The organism is Nocardioides sp. Root190, from assembly GCF_001428565.1.
In the GTDB taxonomy this organism is placed as follows: Bacteria; Actinomycetota; Actinomycetes; order Propionibacteriales; family Nocardioidaceae; genus Nocardioides.
Map to the genome: position 1 here is coordinate 436888 of NZ_LMIA01000010.1, position 19082 is coordinate 455969.

19 protein-coding genes are annotated in these 19082 nt (G+C 69.0%); all 19 read right to left on the reverse strand.

What is annotated here, in order from left to right:
- Positions 1–82 precede the first annotated feature (82 nt).
- The 19 genes from ASE01_RS14960 to ASE01_RS15050 all read right to left on the reverse strand — a co-directional run bounded on the left by ASE01_RS14960 (position 83) and on the right by ASE01_RS15050 (position 19077).
- Positions 83–1960: an AMP-binding protein gene (locus tag ASE01_RS14960; RefSeq protein ID WP_056753572.1), complete on the reverse strand. Its 1878-nt coding sequence runs from the start codon at positions 1958–1960 to the stop codon at positions 83–85.
- Positions 1953–2738: an SDR family NAD(P)-dependent oxidoreductase gene (locus ASE01_RS14965; protein ID WP_056753574.1), complete on the reverse strand. Its 786-nt coding sequence runs from the start codon at positions 2736–2738 to the stop codon at positions 1953–1955. The genes ASE01_RS14960 and ASE01_RS14965 overlap by 8 nt, the downstream gene beginning before the upstream one ends.
- A gap of 169 nt (positions 2739–2907) precedes the next feature.
- Positions 2908–3651, reverse strand: a complete 744-nt coding sequence (locus ASE01_RS14970; protein WP_056753576.1) for an SDR family NAD(P)-dependent oxidoreductase — start codon at positions 3649–3651, stop codon at positions 2908–2910.
- Positions 3652–3681: 30 nt separating this feature from the next.
- A complete protein-coding gene (locus ASE01_RS14975) occupies positions 3682–4710 on the reverse strand; it encodes a hypothetical protein (protein ID WP_056753579.1) in 1029 nt (342 codons plus the stop codon).
- The gene (locus ASE01_RS14980; protein WP_056753581.1) at positions 4707–5759 is read right to left on the reverse strand and encodes a phosphotransferase family protein; all 1053 of its coding nucleotides are present in this window, start codon (positions 5757–5759) and stop codon (positions 4707–4709) included. The genes ASE01_RS14975 and ASE01_RS14980 overlap by 4 nt, the downstream gene beginning before the upstream one ends.
- A gap of 3 nt (positions 5760–5762) precedes the next feature.
- Positions 5763–6602, reverse strand: a complete 840-nt coding sequence (locus ASE01_RS14985) for an enoyl-CoA hydratase/isomerase family protein (protein ID WP_235536034.1) — start codon at positions 6600–6602, stop codon at positions 5763–5765.
- A gap of 6 nt (positions 6603–6608) precedes the next feature.
- Positions 6609–7421, reverse strand: a complete 813-nt coding sequence (locus ASE01_RS14990; RefSeq protein WP_056753584.1) for an enoyl-CoA hydratase/isomerase family protein — start codon at positions 7419–7421, stop codon at positions 6609–6611.
- Complete coding sequence (locus tag ASE01_RS14995; protein ID WP_056753586.1) at positions 7418–8641, reverse strand: CaiB/BaiF CoA transferase family protein; 1224 nt, start codon at positions 8639–8641, stop codon at positions 7418–7420. The genes ASE01_RS14990 and ASE01_RS14995 overlap by 4 nt, the downstream gene beginning before the upstream one ends.
- Before the next feature lie 85 nt (positions 8642–8726).
- Positions 8727–9425 carry an ABC transporter ATP-binding protein gene (locus tag ASE01_RS15000; protein ID WP_056753588.1) on the reverse strand — a complete coding sequence of 233 codons (699 nt, stop codon included), beginning with the start codon at positions 9423–9425 and terminating at the stop codon, positions 8727–8729.
- On the reverse strand, positions 9422–10123 hold the full coding sequence (locus ASE01_RS15005; RefSeq protein ID WP_056753591.1) for an ABC transporter ATP-binding protein: 702 nt from the start codon (positions 10121–10123) through the stop codon (positions 9422–9424). Before ASE01_RS15005 ends, ASE01_RS15000 begins: the two co-directional genes overlap by 4 nt.
- The gene (locus ASE01_RS15010; RefSeq protein ID WP_056753594.1) at positions 10120–11163 is read right to left on the reverse strand and encodes a branched-chain amino acid ABC transporter permease; all 1044 of its coding nucleotides are present in this window, start codon (positions 11161–11163) and stop codon (positions 10120–10122) included. Before ASE01_RS15010 ends, ASE01_RS15005 begins: the two co-directional genes overlap by 4 nt.
- Complete coding sequence (locus ASE01_RS15015) at positions 11160–12014, reverse strand: branched-chain amino acid ABC transporter permease (RefSeq protein ID WP_056753597.1); 855 nt, start codon at positions 12012–12014, stop codon at positions 11160–11162. The genes ASE01_RS15010 and ASE01_RS15015 overlap by 4 nt, the downstream gene beginning before the upstream one ends.
- Positions 12015–12079: 65 nt before the next feature.
- On the reverse strand, positions 12080–13294 hold the full coding sequence (locus tag ASE01_RS15020) for an ABC transporter substrate-binding protein (protein ID WP_162260298.1): 1215 nt from the start codon (positions 13292–13294) through the stop codon (positions 12080–12082).
- A 168-nt stretch (positions 13295–13462) separates the two neighbouring features.
- On the reverse strand, positions 13463–14359 hold the full coding sequence (locus ASE01_RS15025; protein WP_056753602.1) for an EamA family transporter: 897 nt from the start codon (positions 14357–14359) through the stop codon (positions 13463–13465).
- Between the two features lie 69 nt (positions 14360–14428).
- Positions 14429–15205, reverse strand: coding sequence for an enoyl-CoA hydratase/isomerase family protein (locus tag ASE01_RS15030; protein ID WP_056753608.1), 777 nt, complete (start codon positions 15203–15205; stop codon positions 14429–14431).
- A gap of 39 nt (positions 15206–15244) precedes the next feature.
- On the reverse strand, positions 15245–16084 hold the full coding sequence (gene menB / locus ASE01_RS15035) for a 1,4-dihydroxy-2-naphthoyl-CoA synthase (RefSeq protein WP_056753611.1): 840 nt from the start codon (positions 16082–16084) through the stop codon (positions 15245–15247).
- 8 nt (positions 16085–16092) lie between these two features.
- Positions 16093–16854, reverse strand: coding sequence for an SDR family NAD(P)-dependent oxidoreductase (locus tag ASE01_RS15040; RefSeq protein WP_056753614.1), 762 nt, complete (start codon positions 16852–16854; stop codon positions 16093–16095).
- 25 nt (positions 16855–16879) lie between these two features.
- Positions 16880–17833 carry a hydroxymethylglutaryl-CoA lyase gene (locus tag ASE01_RS15045; protein WP_056753617.1) on the reverse strand — a complete coding sequence of 318 codons (954 nt, stop codon included), beginning with the start codon at positions 17831–17833 and terminating at the stop codon, positions 16880–16882.
- A complete protein-coding gene (locus ASE01_RS15050) occupies positions 17830–19077 on the reverse strand; it encodes an acetyl-CoA hydrolase/transferase family protein (RefSeq protein ID WP_056753622.1) in 1248 nt (415 codons plus the stop codon). Before ASE01_RS15050 ends, ASE01_RS15045 begins: the two co-directional genes overlap by 4 nt.
- Positions 19078–19082 lie beyond the last annotated feature (5 nt).

Consider the following 19082-nt stretch of genomic DNA (forward strand, 5'->3'; position numbering starts at 1 on the left):
GGCAGGACCGACCGGCCGCGGACACGGGCGGTTCGCGGCGGTGGGTGGACGACGAGGGCGGCGGCTGGCTACCGCTCCGACGTCATCGGGGTGTCTCCGAGACATGGACGCGGGTGGCGAACTCGAACCCCGCGACCGCACGGCGTACGGGCTCCTCGGAGGCCGGATCGTGGACGACCACGACGACGCCCAAGCGAGCACCTGACTGATCGATCACGATCTCCGCTGCGGGATCGATCGCATGAGCCAGGCCAGCGACGACGCGGGTCACCGCGTCTGCCCGCAGTGCCGGCTTGGAGACCTTGCCGACAGGCGTCAACGGGATCTGGTCGAGGACGATGACCTCGACCGGGACTGCAGCACGCTCGTGCACGTGAGTTCGGCAGTGTTCGAGCAGCTCCGCGGCGTCCAGGGTTGCTCCGACGCGGGCCTCGACGTAGGCAACCGGGAGCTCCCCCTTGGCGGGGTCGGGGCGACCGATCGCCGCAGCGAGGTGCACATCCGGGTGCGATGCGAGGGCGTCCTCGATCTCGCGAGGGTCGATGTTGTGCCCGCCCCGAATGATCAGGTCCTTGGCTCTCCCGAACACCCATACGTAGCCGTCGCGGTCGACGCTGCCGAGGTCGCCGGTGTTTCCCCAGCGCCACTCGGCCGGGAGGTCTCCCGGGATCCCGGAAGGAAAGAAGTCGCGGTCCAGCTCACTGTCGGCGTAGCCCGCCATCGCCGTCGGTGTCGCGGTCAGCAGGAGTCCACGCTCACCGACCTCGCAGTCGCGGACCCAACGGCCGGTCTCGTCGAGCTCGACCGCCTTGACCCGGACGAAGGGAAGCGGGCGGCCGACCGAACCGACCCTGGGCTGGGTGTCGTTGTTGAAGTGTCCCGTGGTGGTCCCGTGCAACTCCGTCATCCCCCAGTTCTCGCGGAGCCAGATTCCGAACCGGTCGTGGAAGGCGCGAACCATCTCCATCGGGACCGCGCTCCCGCCGACGTGGAAGTCCCGGAGCACGCAGCCGTGGGAGTTGCCGTCACCGTGCAGCAGCGCCAACGCGGTGGTGGGCGTCGCGAGCAACGACGTGACCCGGTAGTGCCGTGCGATGTCCCAGAATGAGCCCACTGCCGCGCGGGACCTGAAGCCCACTTCCGTGAGGGTGAGGAGGGTGCCACCGAACACCAGGGTGCGCAGACCGAGCGAGATCGTCCCACCGCAGTGGAAGTTCGGCATCCCGTGCGCCGTCACCCCATCAGGCTCGTTGCCCATCAGAGCGGCGACGTTCCAGCTCACCCTCAACTGCCCGGCCTGTGACATCCGCACCAGCTTCGGCGCCCCGGTCGTTCCTCCGGTGGGCATCAGCAACGCGTCGCGCTGCGGGTCCTCGTCGGCGACGAAGGCCAGCGGTCCGGAGTGCGCGGCAGCACGGGAAGCGAGGTCGACACGAGGGTCCAGGTCATCGACGTAGAGGACCTCTGTCACCCCGGGCGCGGCAGCCCGCAGCGCGGCGACACCGCCCTTGGCCTCGAGCACCTCGCGGGTCGTCAGCAGGATCGTGGCTCGCGTCCGCACGAGGATCGCAGCAACGGGCGCGAGGTCCAGGAACGGGTTCAGCGGGATCCCGACACCTGCCGTCTGCGCACCCCAGAGGGCGCTCAGGCCCTCGGGCACCATCGGCAGCATCAGGCCGACAACGGAATCGGCGCCACCGGCGATGGAGCGGAAGAGATTGGCGGTTGCCTGGACATCGGCGACGAGGTCGGCGTAGGTCACCGTCCGCTTCGGAACCAGGAAGTCGGGCTCCTCGACCTGGAAGATCGCCGGCTTTTCCGGATGCTGGGCCGCGACGTGGCGCAGGCAACCGAGGATCGTCTCGGCAGGCAGCAGTTCGTCGACGTCGTACGACGTCTCGATCTCAGCGACGTCCTCAGCGCTCCGGATTCGCTGGCGGACCAGGGTCGGCTCACGCAACGGAGATCCCTCCGTTGACGCTGAGCACCTGGCCGGTGACGCGCCGCGCGCGCGGAGAGGTGAGGAACAGGACAGCATGGGCGAGGTCACTCGGCTCGGTCAGGCCGAGTGCCGCCTGGCGGGTGATCTTGTCGAAGATCTTCTTGCTGAACTCCTGGGACATCGCGCGGTCGTAGGACGCGGTGTCGACGATCAGTGAGGGAGTGAGAACGTTGACGCGGATGCCGTCACGCTTGGCCTCGACCGCCAAGGTCTGGGAGAAGGTCACGATCGCGGCCATCGCCGCTCCGATCCCGGTCTCCCCGGGGGTCGGCACCTTCGCCGCGTCGCTGGCGATGTTGACGATGGCGCCGGATCCCTGCGATCGCATGTACGGAAGCACGGCCCGGTTCATCAGAAGGGGACCGAGAGCCTGGGCGGTGAGGATGTCGCGCAACTGCTCGATGTCGATGTCATGGAGCAGCGTCGGCTGGTACGGCGCCACCGTCGAGCAGACCAGCACATCGAGGGACCCGAGGATCCGGTGAGCAGCTGCGGCCGCCTCGAGCGCCGACTCGGGGACGTTGAGGTCGGCTGACACGAACTCGACGTGGGCGCGCGGGGCATTCTCGAGAACAGTCTCGACGGCCTGCTTGCCGCGCTCCTCGTTGCGTCCGATCAGGACCAGTTCGGTGCAGCCCGCCCGGACGAACTCGATGGCCGTTGCCAGACCGACACCCGAGGTGCCGCCAGCGATGACGACGCCCTGGTGAGCGAACTCCGACTGCATTGAACTCATCGCTGTCCTCCGTTTCGGCGAGCGCTCTTTGAAAATCTCGACAAGCGCTAATTCTCAGACCTTTTCCGAAGACGCGTGTGACGTGCGCCACGACCCCGGGGACTGAAACCTAAACCGAAGTTTGACAAAGATCAACCCCTACTGCCCAAAATTGTACAACTATGTGTCCTCAGGCCCAGATGCCGCCCGGCCTGCCGCCGTCCGCGGTGATGACGGCACCGTTCGCGAGCCGCCCCCGCGGAGATGACAGGAAGGTCACCAGGTCGGCCACCTCAGCCGCTCCGACCGGCACCCGGAGTGCGTTGGACGACGCGAGCTCTGCGTAGTCCAGATCACCCTCGTTGCGCTCGGTGAGCGTCAACCCCGGGTGCACGCAGGTCACAGCGATCCCGTCGGGTCCGAGGTCGTCGGCGAGGTTCTTGGTCAGCGCGACCACGCTGATGTTGCGGACCGAACCCGCGATCGAGCCGGTGGCCCGGGCGTTCATCCCGCTGATGTTGACGATCGAGCCACCCCGGCGACGCAGGTACGGCGCCGCCGCACGGGCCACCCTGAGGTAGCCGAGGACCTTGGTGTCGACGTTGCGCAGGAGGTCCTCGTCGTCCAGGCCGTCGAGTCCGGCGACCTGCCCGGGAAGCGCGCGAGGGGCGGCGCAGTTGACGACGGCATCGAGTCGTCCCAGCAGCCCGGCAGCCTCGTCGACGGCTGCGCGAACCGACGCGTCATCGGTGGTGTCGGCCACGACATGACCCGTTGCGCCGACCTCCCCCACCGCCGCGGCGAGCGTGCCGGGATCCCGCCCGAGCAGGACGACCCGGGCACCCTCACCGACCAGCGCGGCCGCGACCGCCTTGCCGATCCCGCGGTTGCCGCCAGTGACGAGGGCGCCCAGGCCCGTGAGTCCGAGGTCCATCGCCCCAGTGAACCAGTGCGCCCAGCCGCCTCAGACCAGCGTCGGGGTGTACGTGTACGACGACGAACGGGTCAGCGCGAACTCGAAGATCCCCGAGCCGGGCTGGCCGTCCCAGTCGAACGAGCACAGCCTGTCGGTGAGCGAGGAGTCCAGGGTGCGCTGGGTGACCGACCCATCGAGCGGGTAGACCTCGCCCTCGACGTGGTCGCGCCCGAGCGCCTTGCCGTGGTGACCGCCGTATCCGCCGCCGGCCATCAGGCCGCCTCCGGCCGTCGCATCGGTGTCGATCGGGTAGACGACACCCGACTCCGTCGTCACCTGGACGCGCCCGCTGCGCAGGTCGAGCTGGTCGTCGAACACCAGGTCGTGACGGACGTCGACGATCTCGTCGAGACCGCCGTCCGTGTGCATGACGGCGCCTTCCAGGAGGATCCGTTCTCCGGTTCGCGACTCGACGAGGAGGAACCCGACCGAGCGGTCCTCGAACTGAGCCTGGTACCAGATGTGCAGGCCCTGGCCGCCGGCCATCGTGCGCACGCCGCGGGAGCGGTCGCGCTGGCTGTACCAGCGCTCGACCTGCTGCTCCTCTCCGTCGACGGACAGCACGCCGGAGGCCCACCCGGACTGGAAGAGATGGGAGAACGACGTGGTCTCACCCGAGTCGTTGGTGACGTCGATGTCGCCCCACCAAGCAGGGGCACGCGCTTCCCAGGTGAGGTCGAAGGTCATCCCGGTCGGGTTCTCGGACAGGGCAGCTCGCCAGATCCGGTTGGGCTCGACCACCTCGAAACTGAAGGGTCCGCAGGTGCCGGGCTCCGTCGCCGAGAGCTCCGTCGAGTAGCGGACGTTGCGCTGCTCGGTGGCGGTAGAGATGATCGCGAAGCCATCCACGGTGTCCCGCACCGGGTGGAGCCCGAGACCGAAGAGCACCGACGGCGAGGTGACATCGGTGGGATGGAGGTTGAAGACGAACCGGTCGAAGAAGCGCTCCGGGAGGCCCTCGGCCTCGCCGGGACGGATGACCTCGTCGTGGAAGTTCTCGAAGGACCGGTGGCTCATGGGTGACTCTCCTGCAGGACGGGTGGGGCCAGACCCGCGGAGCGGCGAGCGTCAGCCAGGAAGGCCGTCACCAGGCTCGGGTCTGCGTAATAGGGGTCGCCGACGCCTCTGACGGCTCGACGGTTTCCGTACTCGTAGAGCACGGCGAGCTTCCAGAGCGCCAGCGTCGTGTACCAGTCGAGCGCGCCGAGATCTGCCCCCGTGCGTCCGGCGTACCGTGCCGCGAGCTCCTCCCTCGACGGGTAGCCGTCCTCGAGCATCGCGAGGCCGAAGAGCTCCGTGGGGTTGTACGGCGCCGCCACCGGGACCGAGGCGAGGAAGTAGCCGAGATCGAACAGCGGGTCCCCAATGGTCGCCAGCTCCCAGTCGAGGACTGCCTCCACCTCGCCCGGGTTGTCGGAGGAGAGGACCACATTGCCGATCCGGAAGTCGTTGTGCACGATCGCCGCACCGGACTCGACAGGAACGTTCGCCTGCAACCAGGCGTCCACCTCCGCGAAGGCAGGCGGCGGGTTGCCGTCGGCATCAGCCACCAGCGCGGCCATCCGCGAGCGGTGTCGGGCGTTGAACCCCTCGGGCCGACCGAGGTCCGAGAGCCCAGCCGCACGCCAGTCCACCGCGTGCAGGTCCGCGAGCGTGTCGATGAGGGCCTCGCCGATGCTGCGCCGGATCGAGGGCGTGGCCAGCGCTGCGGGCGTCTCGACGGTCACGACGGGCCCAGCCGCGAAGCCCATGACGTAGAAGGGGACGTCGATGACCTCATCGGCGTCGGCCGTCGCGAGCAACTGTGCGACCGGAACGACAGTGCCTCCCAGGGCGCCGACCAGCCGCGCCTCGCGCAGCATGTCGTGTGCTCCCGGCGGCGTCGGCGGAGGCGGGGGCCGTCGTACGACGACCTGACGCCCCTCACGGTCGGACACCAGGTAGGTGAGGTTCGAGTGGCCGTCGCCAATCGGCCGGGTCGTGACCTCACCGGCCGTGAGGCCGTGGCCCTCGAGGAAGTCCCCGAGACGACCACGCTCCGCGTCGCTCCAGTCCCAATTGCTCATCGCTCAGGCACCGGTGAAGCGAGGGGCACGCTTCTCCTTGAACGCAGCCAGTGCCTCGGGCATGTCCTCGGTGCGCGTCATCAGCGCCTGCCCGCGGTTCTCCAGCTCGAGCGCTGCCGCATAGGAGCCGACCTCCATGTTGCGCTGGATGGCTCGCTTCGACATGCGCACGCCGGCCGGGGAGTTCTGCGAGATCTGTCGCGCCAGCTCGAGGGCAGCGTCGAAGAGCTCGTCGGTGGGCACGACCCGGTTGACCAGGCCGATCCGCTCGGCCTCGTCCGCCTTGACGATCCTGGCGGTGTAGCCGATGTCGGCCGCTCGGGCTGGCCCGACCAGTCGGGTCAGGTGGTACGACGTGCCGAGCTCTCCGACCGACAGACCGACCTTCACGAAGGCCGCGCTGAACTTGGCCGCGGGGTCACAGAGACGGATGTCGGCGGCCAGGGCCAGGGCCAGCCCGCCGCCCGTCGCCGGTCCGTGGACAGCGGCGATGACCGGGAAGGGCAGGAAGTGGATGCCCTGGATCCCGCCGGTGGCCGTCTCCTGGAACTTCAGGAACTCCCGGACCCCCATCTCCGTGATCTCGTGGACCTCGTCGATGTCGAAGCCGGCACAGAACGCGCGGGTTCCGGTGCCGGTCACGATCAGTGCCCGGAGGGGTGCGTCCCGAAGCGCGAACGCCGCCTCGCCGTACTCGCTGAACATCCGGATGGTCTGGCTGTTCATGCGGTCGGGCCGGTTGATGCGCAGCACGCCGATGTCGCCGGGGAGCACCTCGAAGGTGAGCTCCTGCAGGTCAGGGAAGTCGATGTTCACGACAGGCCTCTCGTCAGTCACGGTCATGGCTGTTCACTCCCCCTTGAAGACGGGCTTGCGCTTCTCCTTGAAGGCCGCGAGGGCCTCGGGCATGTCGGTGCTGCGGGTCAGCAGCGCCTGCCCTCGGTTCTCCAGCTCCAGAGCGGCGGCATAGGAGCCGATCTCCATGTTGGCGTGGAGGGCCCGCTTCGAGAGCTGGACGCCGCCCGGGCTGTTGGCGACCATCTGGCCGGCCAGTTCGAGCGCGTCCTCCATCAGCTTGCCGGGCTCGCTGACGGTGTTCACCAGACCGATCCGGGCGGCTTCCGCGGCGAAGACCATCCGGCCGGTGAAGCAGATCTCGCTGGTGACCGCCGGGCCGACGAGGCGGGTCAGCAGCCAGGAGGTGCCGAGGTCGCCAGCAGTCAGCCCGATCTTGACGAAGGCCGCGTTGAACCTGGCCTCGGGCGACGCGATCCGGATGTCGGCCTGCAGGGCGAGGGCCAGACCTCCCCCGGCAGCCGGGCCGTCCACCGCAGCGATGACCGGGACCCGGATCGTGCGCACCGAGAGCAGCGAACGTGCCGCCCGCTCCTGCTGGTTGAGCATCCCGATCGCGCCCAGGTCGGCGAGACCGTCGGCGTCGGCGAGGTCGTAGCCCGCACAGAAGGCGGAGCCGGCACCCGTCAGGACCAGGACGCGGAGGGAGTCCTCCTCGTTCAGGTCGAGCATGGCCCGCTCGAGCTCGACGAACATCTGGTTGGTCATTGCGTTGTAGCGCTCGGGACGGTTCAACGTCAGGACGACGACGCCCGGCGTCGCCTCCTCGAGAGTGATCGTGTCGTAGGTCCGGTCAAGGCTCTTCATCGGACTGCACTGCCTTCCTGGGTGGGTTCCGGCGGAGGCGGATCCGTCTGCGCGACCGCGCCGACTGCCTCCCACTCGTTGATCGTGTGGGCCGGGATGCCCCATCCAGCCAGGGCCTCCCGGGTGTTCTCCCCGGGTGCCGGTGGCGCACTGTCGACGTACGCCGGCGTGCGACTGAACCGGGGTTGGGGCACCGGCTGGGTGACTCCGGCGATGTCGACGAACGTTCCGCGAGCGACGTTGTGGGGATCGCTCCAGGACTCCTCGACCTCGAGCACCGGCGAGATGCAACCGCGGCCGGCGGCGCGCTCGACCCACTCCTCGCAGGTGCGGGCGATGACGGCGTCGGCGAAGACCTTCTTCATCTCCGGCCACCGCGATCGGTCGTCCTGGTGCGGCAACCCGCCCGGGTCGATCTCCAGGATCTCGAGCAGGTCGGCGTAGAAGTGCGCCTCGAGTGCCCCGACGGCCAGCCATCGGCCGTCCGCCGTCTCGTAGACGTCGTAGAAAGGAGCACCGGAGTCGACGACGTTGGTGCCGCGCTCGGTGTCCCAGGTCCCGGCGCTGACGAATCCGTGGAAGGCCGCGGCGAGCAGGGCCGAGCCATCGACCATGGCAGCGTCGATGACCTGTCCCCGACCGGAGCGCTGGGCCTCCCACACCGCCGACACGATGCCCAGCGCGAGGACCGCGCCGCCCCCGCCGAAGTCGCCGGCGAGGCTCAGCGGCGGCGTCGGTGGCGCTCCGTTGCGCCCCAGCAGGGAGAGCACCCCGCTCTGGGCGATGTAGTTGATGTCGTGGCCCACGGCCTGCGCCATCGGGCCGTCCTGGCCGTAGCCCGTCATCCGGCCGTACACCAGTCGCGGGTTGACGGCGGCACACGCGTCGGGGCCGATGCCCAGCCGCTCGGTCACGCCGGGCCGGAAGCCCTCGATGAGGGCGTCGGCACCGGCGACGAGGTCCAGGACCACCTCGCGGCCACGGGGGTTCTTGAGGTCGACGGCCACCGAGCGACGCCCACGGTGCATGACCTCGGTGCGGAAGTCGGCGTTGGGACCGACCAGCGCGGCGCCGCTGGTCCGGTCGACCCGGAGCACGTCGGCACCCAGGTCGGCGAGCAGCATCGCGCAGTACGGGCCGGGCCCGATGCTTCCGATCTCGACCACCTTGAGTCCGCGCAGGGGACCGGTGAACGATCGTTCCGCGACGGTCGCAGACATCCCATCACCTCCAGGGCGAGCGTAGGTCATGGATTAATGGTCAGGCCATACTTGGAGGCCCTGGAGGTGGAGACATTTCCACCGTTCAGAGCGCGATCAGCTCCTGGACCGCCCGGTCGCCGAGCTGCGACACCGGCCCTTCGCCGGCGAGCCTCCCCTTGCGGAGGGCGAGATAGCGGTCGGCGACCTTCTGGATCATCCCGATGTGCTGCTCCACCAACAGCAGCGCGGTCCCACGGGACCGGATCTCCTTCAGCGCCTCGACGATGGCATCGATGATCACCGGGGCGAGGCCCTCGGTCGGCTCGTCCAGCATGAGCAGGGACGGCCCCGCCATCAGTGCGCGGGCGATCGCGAGCATCTGCTGCTCACCCCCGGACAGTGAGGTGCCGGGCCGCTTGCGGCCACGAGCGAGATTCGGGAAGAGCTGGTACAGGTCATCGGTGGACCAGGTCGTGGGCCGGCCCGACGCGCGACCGAGCAGGATGTTCTCCTCGACGGTGAGGTTGCCGAAGATTCGCTTGCCCTGGGGCACCAGCGACACCCCGCGCGCAGTGGGCACATGGGCCCGACGTCCGACCGGCTCCCCGTCCACGAGGATCTCCCCCGTCACGGTGGGGACGCCGTACACCGACATCAGGGTCGTGGACTTCCCGGCGCCGTTGCGGCCGACGAGACCGACGGTCTCCCCGGGAAGGATCGCAAACGACAGGTCCTGCAGGATCACCGATCCCGCATAGCCGGCGTTCACACCACGGAACTCGAGGACAGGCGTGGCGGTCATGCGGCACTCCCCAGGTAGGCACGGATCACGTTCTCGTCAGCACGGACCTCATCGGGAGCTCCGCTCGCGAGCACCTTGCCCAGGTCCAGCACGGTGATCACGTCGCAGGTACGGAACACCCCTTCGACGTCGTGCTCGACCAGCAGTGCAGCGACATCCCGGTCCTTGCAGACGTCACGCACGTGCTGGAGCATGCGCACGGACTCGTCGTGGACGAGACCGGCACACGGCTCGTCGAGGAGCACCACCTTGGGTCGTCCGATCAGGGCGATGGCCAGGTCGACCGAGCGCTGGGTGCCGTAGGCGATCTCGGAGCACACCTGGTGCCTGATCGCGTCGAGACCCAGGGTCGAGACGATCTCGTCCAGGTCCTGCTCGTCGTTGCGGCGGGCGACCATCTCGAGCTGGTCGCCGACGGTCATCGATCCGAAGACGCTGGTGCGCTGGAAGGACCGCGAGAGGCCCTTCCCGCGACGCCACCGGACCGAGCGGCGCGTGATGTCGGCACCCTCGAAGGTGACCGTGCCCGCCGACGGGCGCTTGCGGCCGGAGAGCGCGTCGATGAAGGTCGACTTGCCGGCCCCGTTCGGTCCGATCACCCCGTGCACGACACCCGGCTCGAGCGCGATGTCCACACCTTCCAGTGCGACATGCGCGCCGTACCTCACGGTCAGTCCGCGGCCTTCGAAGATCGTCATCGACGTCCCTTCCTCATGCGGTGGTACAGCTTCTGGAACGTTCCGGTGATGCCACCGGGCATGAAGACCAGCACCAGGATCAGTGTCATGCCGGTGAAGAGGTGCAGGTTGCCGCCGAAGTTGAAGTTGGCCTGCGCGTAGACGAAGAGGAAGGTGCCCACGATCGGCCCGACCAAGAGGCCGAAGCCACCGATGAGCGCGGCGATCAGCGAGTCGCCGGCCTTGCTGAAGCCCAGGATGTCCGGTGAGACGTACCCGGCGTTGATGGCGAAGAGCGCACCGCCCACGGAGGCGACCGCGCCCGACAGGACGAAGGCGACCAGTCGCGGCCCGAAGGTGCCGTAGCCGGAGAAGCGCATCCGCTCCTCGTTCTCACGGATCCCCTCGAGGGTGGTGCCGAACCGGGAGCGGCCCACGACCCAGAGCAGCGTGGCACAAACAGTGAGCGCAACCCACGCCATCGGCCAGAACAGGCCGGGGTTCATGACGTCGGCCTGCCCCAGACCCAGGAAGGTCTGGTCGCGGTCGTAGCTGAGCAGCTTGCCGTCGTGCGCTCCGGTCAGCGGTCGCGCCGAGGTCTGCACACTGAGTGCGTAGAGCGCCTGGGACAGGGCCAGGGTCAGCATCAAGAACCCGAAGCCGGACGCGCGAACGACCAGGAGGCCCATCACCAGGGCGATCCCGGTGCCGACGAGGATGCCGAAGCCGACCGCGGTCGTCGGCGACCAGCCCCAGTTGGTGGTGGCGATGCCGACGCCGTAAGCCGCGGCGCCGAAGAACGCACCGTGCCCCAGACTGATGATGCCAAGGTGCCGGGCCAGGAAGCCGATGCCGATGGCGAGAAGGCTCAGGATCGTCGCGTCGACCACGAGGCTCATGCGGTACGTGTCCGTGACGACGTACGGCACGGCGAGGCCCGCGAGGAGCACGGCGAGTGCGATGCCGAGTCCGACCAGAGTTCCCTTCCAACGCCCCGGACCGGCGGGCGGAACGGCCACCATGGTCTCGGTGACGTCGTCGGTGGGGGCGGTCGTGGTCATGACACCCTCTTTCCGGCGAGCCCGGTGGGCCGCCACAGCAGGACGATCGTCAGTGCGGCATAGGGAACGACGACGGCCAGGCTGGGCGACCAGACCGTGGTGACGGTCTGGATGATGCCGAGGCCCATCCCCGCGATCATGGCGCCGGCGATGCTCCCGATGCCTCCGACCACGACCACGATCAGGACCGTGATGAGGAAGGCGTTGCCCATGCCGGGATCGAGGGCGATGTAGGGCGCAGCGAGCGCACCCGCCAGCCCGGCGAGCGCGGCTCCGACAGCCACGACGACCAGGCTGACGCGGTCGACGTTGATGCCCATGATCGCCGCTGTCTCGATGTCCTGGCTGGCGGCCCGGATGTGCAGACCGATGGAGGTGCTCCGAAGCCACACGATGAGCGCAGCGGCCAGCAGGACGGCGATCACGATGATCGCCAAGCGGTAGCTGGGGTACTCGATGCCGACGAAGCTCGTCGTGCCCTGCAGGAATTCCGGCGGGTTGACGCGAAGCGTGCTCTCGCCCCAGATCAGGACGACGAGTCGCTCCGCCATCAGGGCGAGCCCGAAGGTGATGAGTCCCAGCTCGATGTGGGAACGGTGCTGCAGGGGTCGGAAGAAGGCCAACTCCAGCACGACACCCAGGACGGCGAGCGCCAGCGGGACGACGAGGAGCGCCAGCCAGAACCCGGCCCGGTCCGAGACGGAGTAGGCGATGTAGGCCCCGGCCATGTAGAGCGCGCCGTGGGCGAAGTTCGCCACGCCGCGAAGCCCGTAGATCATGGCGAGCCCCGAGCTCAGCACCATCAGCAGGGACCCGAGGGCCACGCCATTGAGCAGTTGTGCTGCGTTCACGTTCGTCCCTTCGCAGGTGCTGGATGCCGGGATGCGCGCTCAGCGCACCCCGGCATCCGGGCAACTCAGAACTTGCAGGCGGAGTCGGGCTCGGGCGTGGTCACACCGGCATCGGTGTTGGTGAGGATGTCGAAGGCGAGTCCGTCCTCGCCCTTCACGACCTCACCGAGGTAGGAGTCGCGCAGGACCTGGCCGTCGGCGCCGCGCACGGTGACCTCACCCACGACCGTGTCCACCGTCAGGTCCTTGATCGCCTCGGACACCTCGGCGGGGTCGGAGCTGCCCGCCTTCTCGATCGCCGCGAAGAGGATCTGCGCAGCGGTGTAGTTGTCGGCCGGCACGTAGTAGGGCGCGGAGCCGTGGTCCTCGGTGTAGGCCTCGACGAACTCCTTGTTGAGCTCGTTGTCGCCCGCGGCGTCGTAGCCGACGTTGTTGTAGTAACCCTCGATCGAGTCGCCCAGGGTCTCGAAGAGCGGCTCGGAGACCATGTTCAGGCCCAGAACCGTCTTGAGCTGGGCATCGAGATTGAACTGCTCCGCCTGCTGGACGAAGGCGACGCCGTCCGCGCCGAACTCCACGGCGAACACCGCGTCCGCGCCACTGCCCTTGAGCTTGGTGATGTAGGAACCGAAGTCGGTGGTGTTGAGCGGCGCGAACTGCTCGAGCACGACCTGCTTGCCGGCCTTCTCGGCGGCCGCCTTGAAGGTCTCGGCAGCACTGTGCCCGGTGGCGTAGTCGACGGCCTGGATGGCCCACTTCTCGCCCGGCAGCTCGGTCAGCGAGGCGGCGAGCGCGTTCACGTCCATGCTCGTCGTCTGGACGACATGCACGGCGTACGGCGAGCACTGCTCACCCACGAGGGCGTCGTCCTTGCCCATGGCGTTGAACGACATCGCCCCCAGGCCCTCGAGCTGTGCGTTCAGGGCACCGTGCTCGGGAGAGGTCATGACGGCGCCGATGAACTGTGCGCCGTCCTGGGTGACCGCCTCCTTGGCGACCCGAAGAGTGGTCGCCGGGTCGGCGTCGCTGGACTTCTTGATCAGCTCGATCTTGCGGCCGTCGATCCCACCCTCCGCGTTGATCAGGCGCACCGCGGTCTCCCAGCCCTTGACGGCGTCGGTGCCGAACTGCGCAAGCGCACCACTGGTCGGCGGGATCAGCGCGATCTTGATCGGTCCGTCCTCACTGTCGCCACCCGAGCTGTCGCTGGCCGCACCACAGGCGGCCATGGTCGTTGCCAGGGTGACAGCACTTGCCGCTGCCAGCAGTCGTCGCTTCATCCGGAGATCTCCTCGGGTCATGGACCACCGGTGCTCGGTGTGTCTCACGTCACCAAAGTATGGTCCGACAGTTTGATCTATTCGACCCTACAAGGAGGGGTTCTTCTACCTCCTAAGAGGCAGTGACAGCTCCGCGGGTCCCCCCATGGGGGCACAGCGGCCGCCCGATCACCCCGGCGCGACGTTCTCAGGGATCTGCCGGGTCGCCGCCGTACGGCGCTCGGACCCGATGATCAGCACCACCGCGCCCACCACGGCGCCCCCGCCGACCAGCACCCCCACACCGACCTGCTCCGAGAGCACCACCGCCCCCAGGAGTACGGCGACGACGGGATTCACGTAGGCGTGGGTGGCCGTGAGCGAGAGCGAGACGTTCGAGAGCAGCCAGGCGAACGCGAGGTAGGCCGCGACCGAGCAGGCAAGGACCAGCCAGGCCATGGCCATCCAGCCTCGTGGCGAGAAGTCCGTGCCGAACTGCTCGCGGGTGGCGATCGCCAGCGTCGTCGACGTACCAGCGGCGACCAGTTGTTGGTAGGCCGCCACCGCAACGATGTCCTCCGGGACCCGGAGTCGGCCTTGGAGGAAGGATCCGACGGTCCAGCTGATGCTGGCAGCCAGGCAGAAGGCCGCACCCAGGAGCGGGAGCGCCTCCCCCGTGCGTTGCCCCAGACCCACCAGGGCGGCCAGCCCGAGGAATCCGATCGCGACGCCGATCAGGGTGGCCTTCGGGGGGCGGTCTCCGACGACGAGTCGAATCACCACCGCCCAGGCGGGCACCGTCGCCACGATCAGCGCCGCGACCCCGGAGGGGAGGCCCTGCACCTGGGCGAGCGCCTGGAAGCCGTTGCCGAAGCCGAGCAGGAGGATGCCGGTGACGAGCAGACCGCCGAGCTCTGCGCGTGTGACCCGCAGCGCCGAACGGCCGCGGCGCACCACGGCGATCGCGGCGAGGAGCGCCCCAGCGACGACATAGCGCTGAGCCATGGCCTGGAACGGGTCGACCTCGTCGACGACCAGCCGGATGGCGAGGTAGACCGACCCCCACAGGATCCAGACCGCCGCCATGCACACGACCAGGGTGGTCCTGTCGACCGGCGGCCGAGGCCCGGCCGGGCCGTCAGGCACGGTGCCGGGTCACGCGAAGTCGGGGCGCCGCTTCGCGACGAAGGCGGCGATGCCCTCCGCGGCCTCGCCGTCCTCGAAGAGGCCCTGTTCCTGGGCGCGCTCGAAGGCGATGCCCTCGGCCAACGGCATCGCGAAGGCCGCGTCGACGGTCCGCACCACGGCCAGTTGGGCCGGGAGCGAGGAGGAGGCCAGCTCACCGGCGAGCTGGAGTGCCGTGCCCACCACGTCGTCCTCGGTCACCCGGTCCACCAACCCGATGGCCAGCGCCTCGGCAGCCCCGACCTGGCGCGCCGTCAGCATGATGTCGAGCGAGCGACCACGTCCGACGAGCTGGGTCAGGCGCTGCGTGCCACCGGCACCGGGGATCAGCCCCAGCTTCACCTCGGGGAGACCGAGCTTGGCGCGCGGGCCGGCCACCCGCAGCGTGCAGGCCATGGCGAGCTCCAGCCCGCCCCCGAGGGCAAGGCCGTCGACCGCGGCGATCGACAGCCACGGCGAGGCGGCCAGTCGGTCGTTGACCTCGCGCATCTTGTCGCCGTACGCCAGGAATGAATCGGCGTCGATCGTCGACATGTGCTTGATGTCAGCGCCTGCAGCGAAGAACCCGTCCCGCGCCGAGGTGATCACCATGACCTTGACGTCGCCGGCCTTCTCGGCCGCGTCGATCGCCTCGTGCAGACCGTCGAGGATCGGGATGCCCAGCGCGTTGGCGGGCGGGCGATCCATGGTCACGACCGTGACGCCGGGCGCTTCGGTGGTCCAGGTGACGACGGGGTTCTCGGACATGGTTCCTGCTCTCGGTTCGATGGTGGTGGGCGACGGCGGTCAGGGCCGGCGGGGGAAGCGACTGAACTCGGGGGCACGACGAGCCTTGAAGGCCTCGCGTCCCTCCTGCGCCTCCTCGGAGCCGTAGAAGAGGAGATTGGCGTCGTGCGCCAGCTGCTGGATGCCGGCGTAGCCGTCCTCGTGCGCGTGGAAGCTGAGCTTGGACATCCGCAACGCGCGAGGCGAGAGGGCGAGCATCTCCCGGCACCAGCGCACCGTTTCGGCCTCCAGCTCGGCCAGGGGGACCACGGTGTTGACCAGCCCCATCTCGAGCGCCTCACGCGCGTCGTACTGCCGGCAGAGGAACCAGATCTCCTTGGCCTTCTTGGGACCGACCAGGTCGGAGAGGATGCTCGATCCGTAACCGCCGTCGAAGGAGCCGACCTTGGGGCCGACCTGGCCGAACACGGCATTGTCGGCAGCGATCGTGAGGTCGCAGACCAGGTGGAGCACGTGACCGCCGCCGATCGCCCAGCCCGCGACCATCGCGACGATCGGTTTGGGACAGCGTCGCATCGCGACATGGAGATCCGTGACGTGGAAGCGGCCGGTGGCATTGTCGTCGAGCTTGTAGCCGCTGTCGCCGCGTACCCGCTGGTCGCCCCCGGAGCAGAATGCCCTGTCCCCGGCGCCCGTCAGGATGATCGCCCCGACCGACTCGTCCTCCCGAGCCGCCATCAGCGCACGATCGACCTCCACGAGGGTCTGCGGCCGGAAGGCGTTGTGGACCTCGGGGCGGTTGATCGTGATCTTGGCGATCCCGTCCACGGTGGTCTCGTAGACGATGTCGTCGTACCGGCCGCTCGCGGTCCAGTCGACGTCGTCGGCGGGGTGATTCATCCCTCTGCTCAGGCCATCGTGAGGCCGCCGCTGACGGACAGCGTCTGGCCGGTCACGAAGCCGGCGCCGTCCGAGGCGAAGAAGGAGACGGCCGGGCCGATGTCCTCGGGCGTGCCGAGGCGCTTCATCGGGACGGCGCTCGTCATGCCGGAGATGACCTTCTCGGCGTCGCCGCCGCCCGCACCATCGGCGAACTTGCGCAGCGCCGGGGTGTCGGTCGGGCCGGGGCACACGGTGTTGGCGGTGACGCCCTTGCGGGCGACCTCGCGGGCCAGGGTCTTGGTGAAGGCGATGATGCCGCCCTTGGCGCCGGAGTAGACGGCCTCCATGGAGGAGCCCACGCGGCCGGCGTCGGAGCCGATGTTGATGACCCGCCCGAAGCCGCGCTCCTGCATGCCCGGCACGACCTCGTGGATGACTCGAAGGGCGCCCTTGAAGTTGATGTCGAGGATCTTGTCCCAGAAGGCTTCGTCGGTCTGGACGAACTTCATGAAGTCGTCCCAGCCGGCATTGTTCACGACGACCTCGATCGGACCGAGCTCCTGCTCGACGGTCGCGACCGCGGCCTTGACCGACTCGGTCGACGTCACGTCGATCTGAACGGCGATCGCCTCACCGCCCGTCGCGCTGATTTCCTTGGCGGTCTCCTCGGCGACGGCGAGGTTCAGGTCGGCCACGACGACGCGGAAGCCGTCCCGCCCGAGAGTGGTGGCAATGCCCTTGCCGATGCCCTGGGCACCACCGGTGACCAGTGCGACGCGGTTGCTCATTGGTGTTCTCCTTCGAGTGGTGGGTTCAGCTGGCCGGGGACCAGATGACCGGCCCGGCGATGATCGAGTGGCTGGTGAGCTTGCGGCCCAGGGTGCTCTGGGCGTCCCGGGCGGCGTCGATGACGCGCTCGAGGTCGAGACCGGTGTCGACACCCATCTCATGGAACATCGAGACGAGGTCCTCAGTCGCGATGTTGCCGGTCGAGCCGGCCGGCACGGGGCATCCGCCGAGCTCGCCGAAGCTCGACTCGAAGCTGCGGCACCCGGCCTCCAGGGCGGCGTACGCGTTGGCGAGGCCCTGGCCGCGCGTGTTGTGGAAGTGGGCGGTGATCTCGACGCCGGGGAGGCGCTCGATCGCAGCCGCGAAGAACCGGTGGGCGTACGCCGGGTTGCACATGCCGGTCGTGTCTCCGAAGCCGATCTCGGTGGCGCCGGACTCGGCGAACTGCTCGGCGAGGCCCAGCACCCGGTCCATCGGCACCGCACCCTCGAAGGGGCACCCGAACGAGGTCGCGATCACCGCGCAGTAGGTGAGGTCCTCGGCGAGGATTCGCTTCCCCATCTGCATGACGTCGTCCATCGTCTCCTGGACACTCCGGTTGATGTTGCGCTTGTTGTGGGTCTCGCTCGCGCTGACGAAGAGGGCGATCTCCTCGAAGAGGTCACGGTGTCCCAAGGCGTTGTCGAGGCCCTTGCTGTTGGGCACCAGCACCATCCGCTGCACGTCGGCGGGGACGTCGATGCCCTGGAGCACGGCGACGCCGTCGGAGAGCTGCGGGATGACGTCGGGTCGCACGAAGCTGGCGACCTCGATGCGCTTGACCCCGGACCGGCCGAGGGCGTTGATCAGCCGGATCTTGTCGTCGGTGGCGATCGTCTCCGGCTCGTTCTGGAAGCCGTCGCGCGGACCGACCTCGCGGACGTGGACCGTGCGGTTCTCGTCCCGGGCGCTGTTGGGGAAGGTCGTGGTGCTGCTCATCGGTTCTCCTGCTCTGCGAGGCCTCGCTCGAGGCCCTCACGATGTTCGGGCGCCGCGACCTCGATGAGGCGCAGGGCGCGTTCGGCGACGGTGCAGCCGGTCAGCATCGCGACGCCGTGCTCGGTCACGACGGCGTCGACGTCGACGCGAGCGGTGGTGACCACGCCGCTCGCCAGTGCCGGGACGATCGTGGACTGCGCACGTTCGCCCGATCCGACCGTCGCTCGAAGCGCGATGATGGAGCGCGATCCTGTCAGCGAGGCGGCACGGCTGAAATCGACCTGTCCGCCGACGGCGCCGATGTGCACGCCGCGGGCGAGCTCGGCGCCCACCTGGCCGAGCAGGTCGACCTCGATCGCAGAGTTGATCGACACCAGGGACTGCAGCTGGGACAGGACGGCTGGCGAGTGGGTGTAGCTGGCGGCGCGGAACTGGATCGGCTCGTCACCCATACGCGCGTAGCCCGCGGTGCTGCACAGGGCGGCACCCGTGACGACGAGGCCGCGGTCGATCTCCTTGCACGCACCCGTGATGACGCCCTTGTCGACGAGCGTCAGCACGCCGTCAGTGATCATCCCGCTGTGGAAGCCGAGGTCCCGGTGGCCCGCGAGGGCCTCCAGGACGGCCGACGGCAAGGACCCGACGCCGATCTGGATGGTGGCGCCGTCGTCCACGATGCCCGCGACGTGGCGGGCGATCGACCGGTCCACGTCGTCCGCCGGCTTCGACGGCGCGTCCCTCAGCGAACGGTCGGTCTCGATGACCGCGGCGAAGGCGGACAGGGGCAGGCGTGGTCCCCCGGAGGTGCGCGGCATCTGCTGGTTGATCTCGGCGATCACGGTGCGCGTGTGGAGGAGCGCGTCGGCGACGTACTCGACCCCGGTGCCGAGGGTGACCAGGCCGTCGCGATCAGGCGGCGAGACCTGGACGAGTCCGAGGTCGTTGGGCAGCTGGCCGGTCGCGAACATCCGCGGGAGCGCGGAGTAGTGGCACGGCACGACCTGGAGCTGGCCCTGCCGGCTCAGCGACCGCAGCTGCCCGAGTCCGCCGTAGGACAGCACGGTGAGCTTCTCGGGCAGGTCGCCGGAAAGGCGCTCGTTCCAGGTCAGGCCCGAGAAGGCCCGCACCGGGCCGACCCGGTCCACTGCATCGAGCACCTGGTTGACGAGGGGCTCGGGCTCAGCGCTGCCCTGGCCCCACCACACTCCGTCACCCGGGTTCAGGAAGTCCGCGACGTCGAACATCGCGG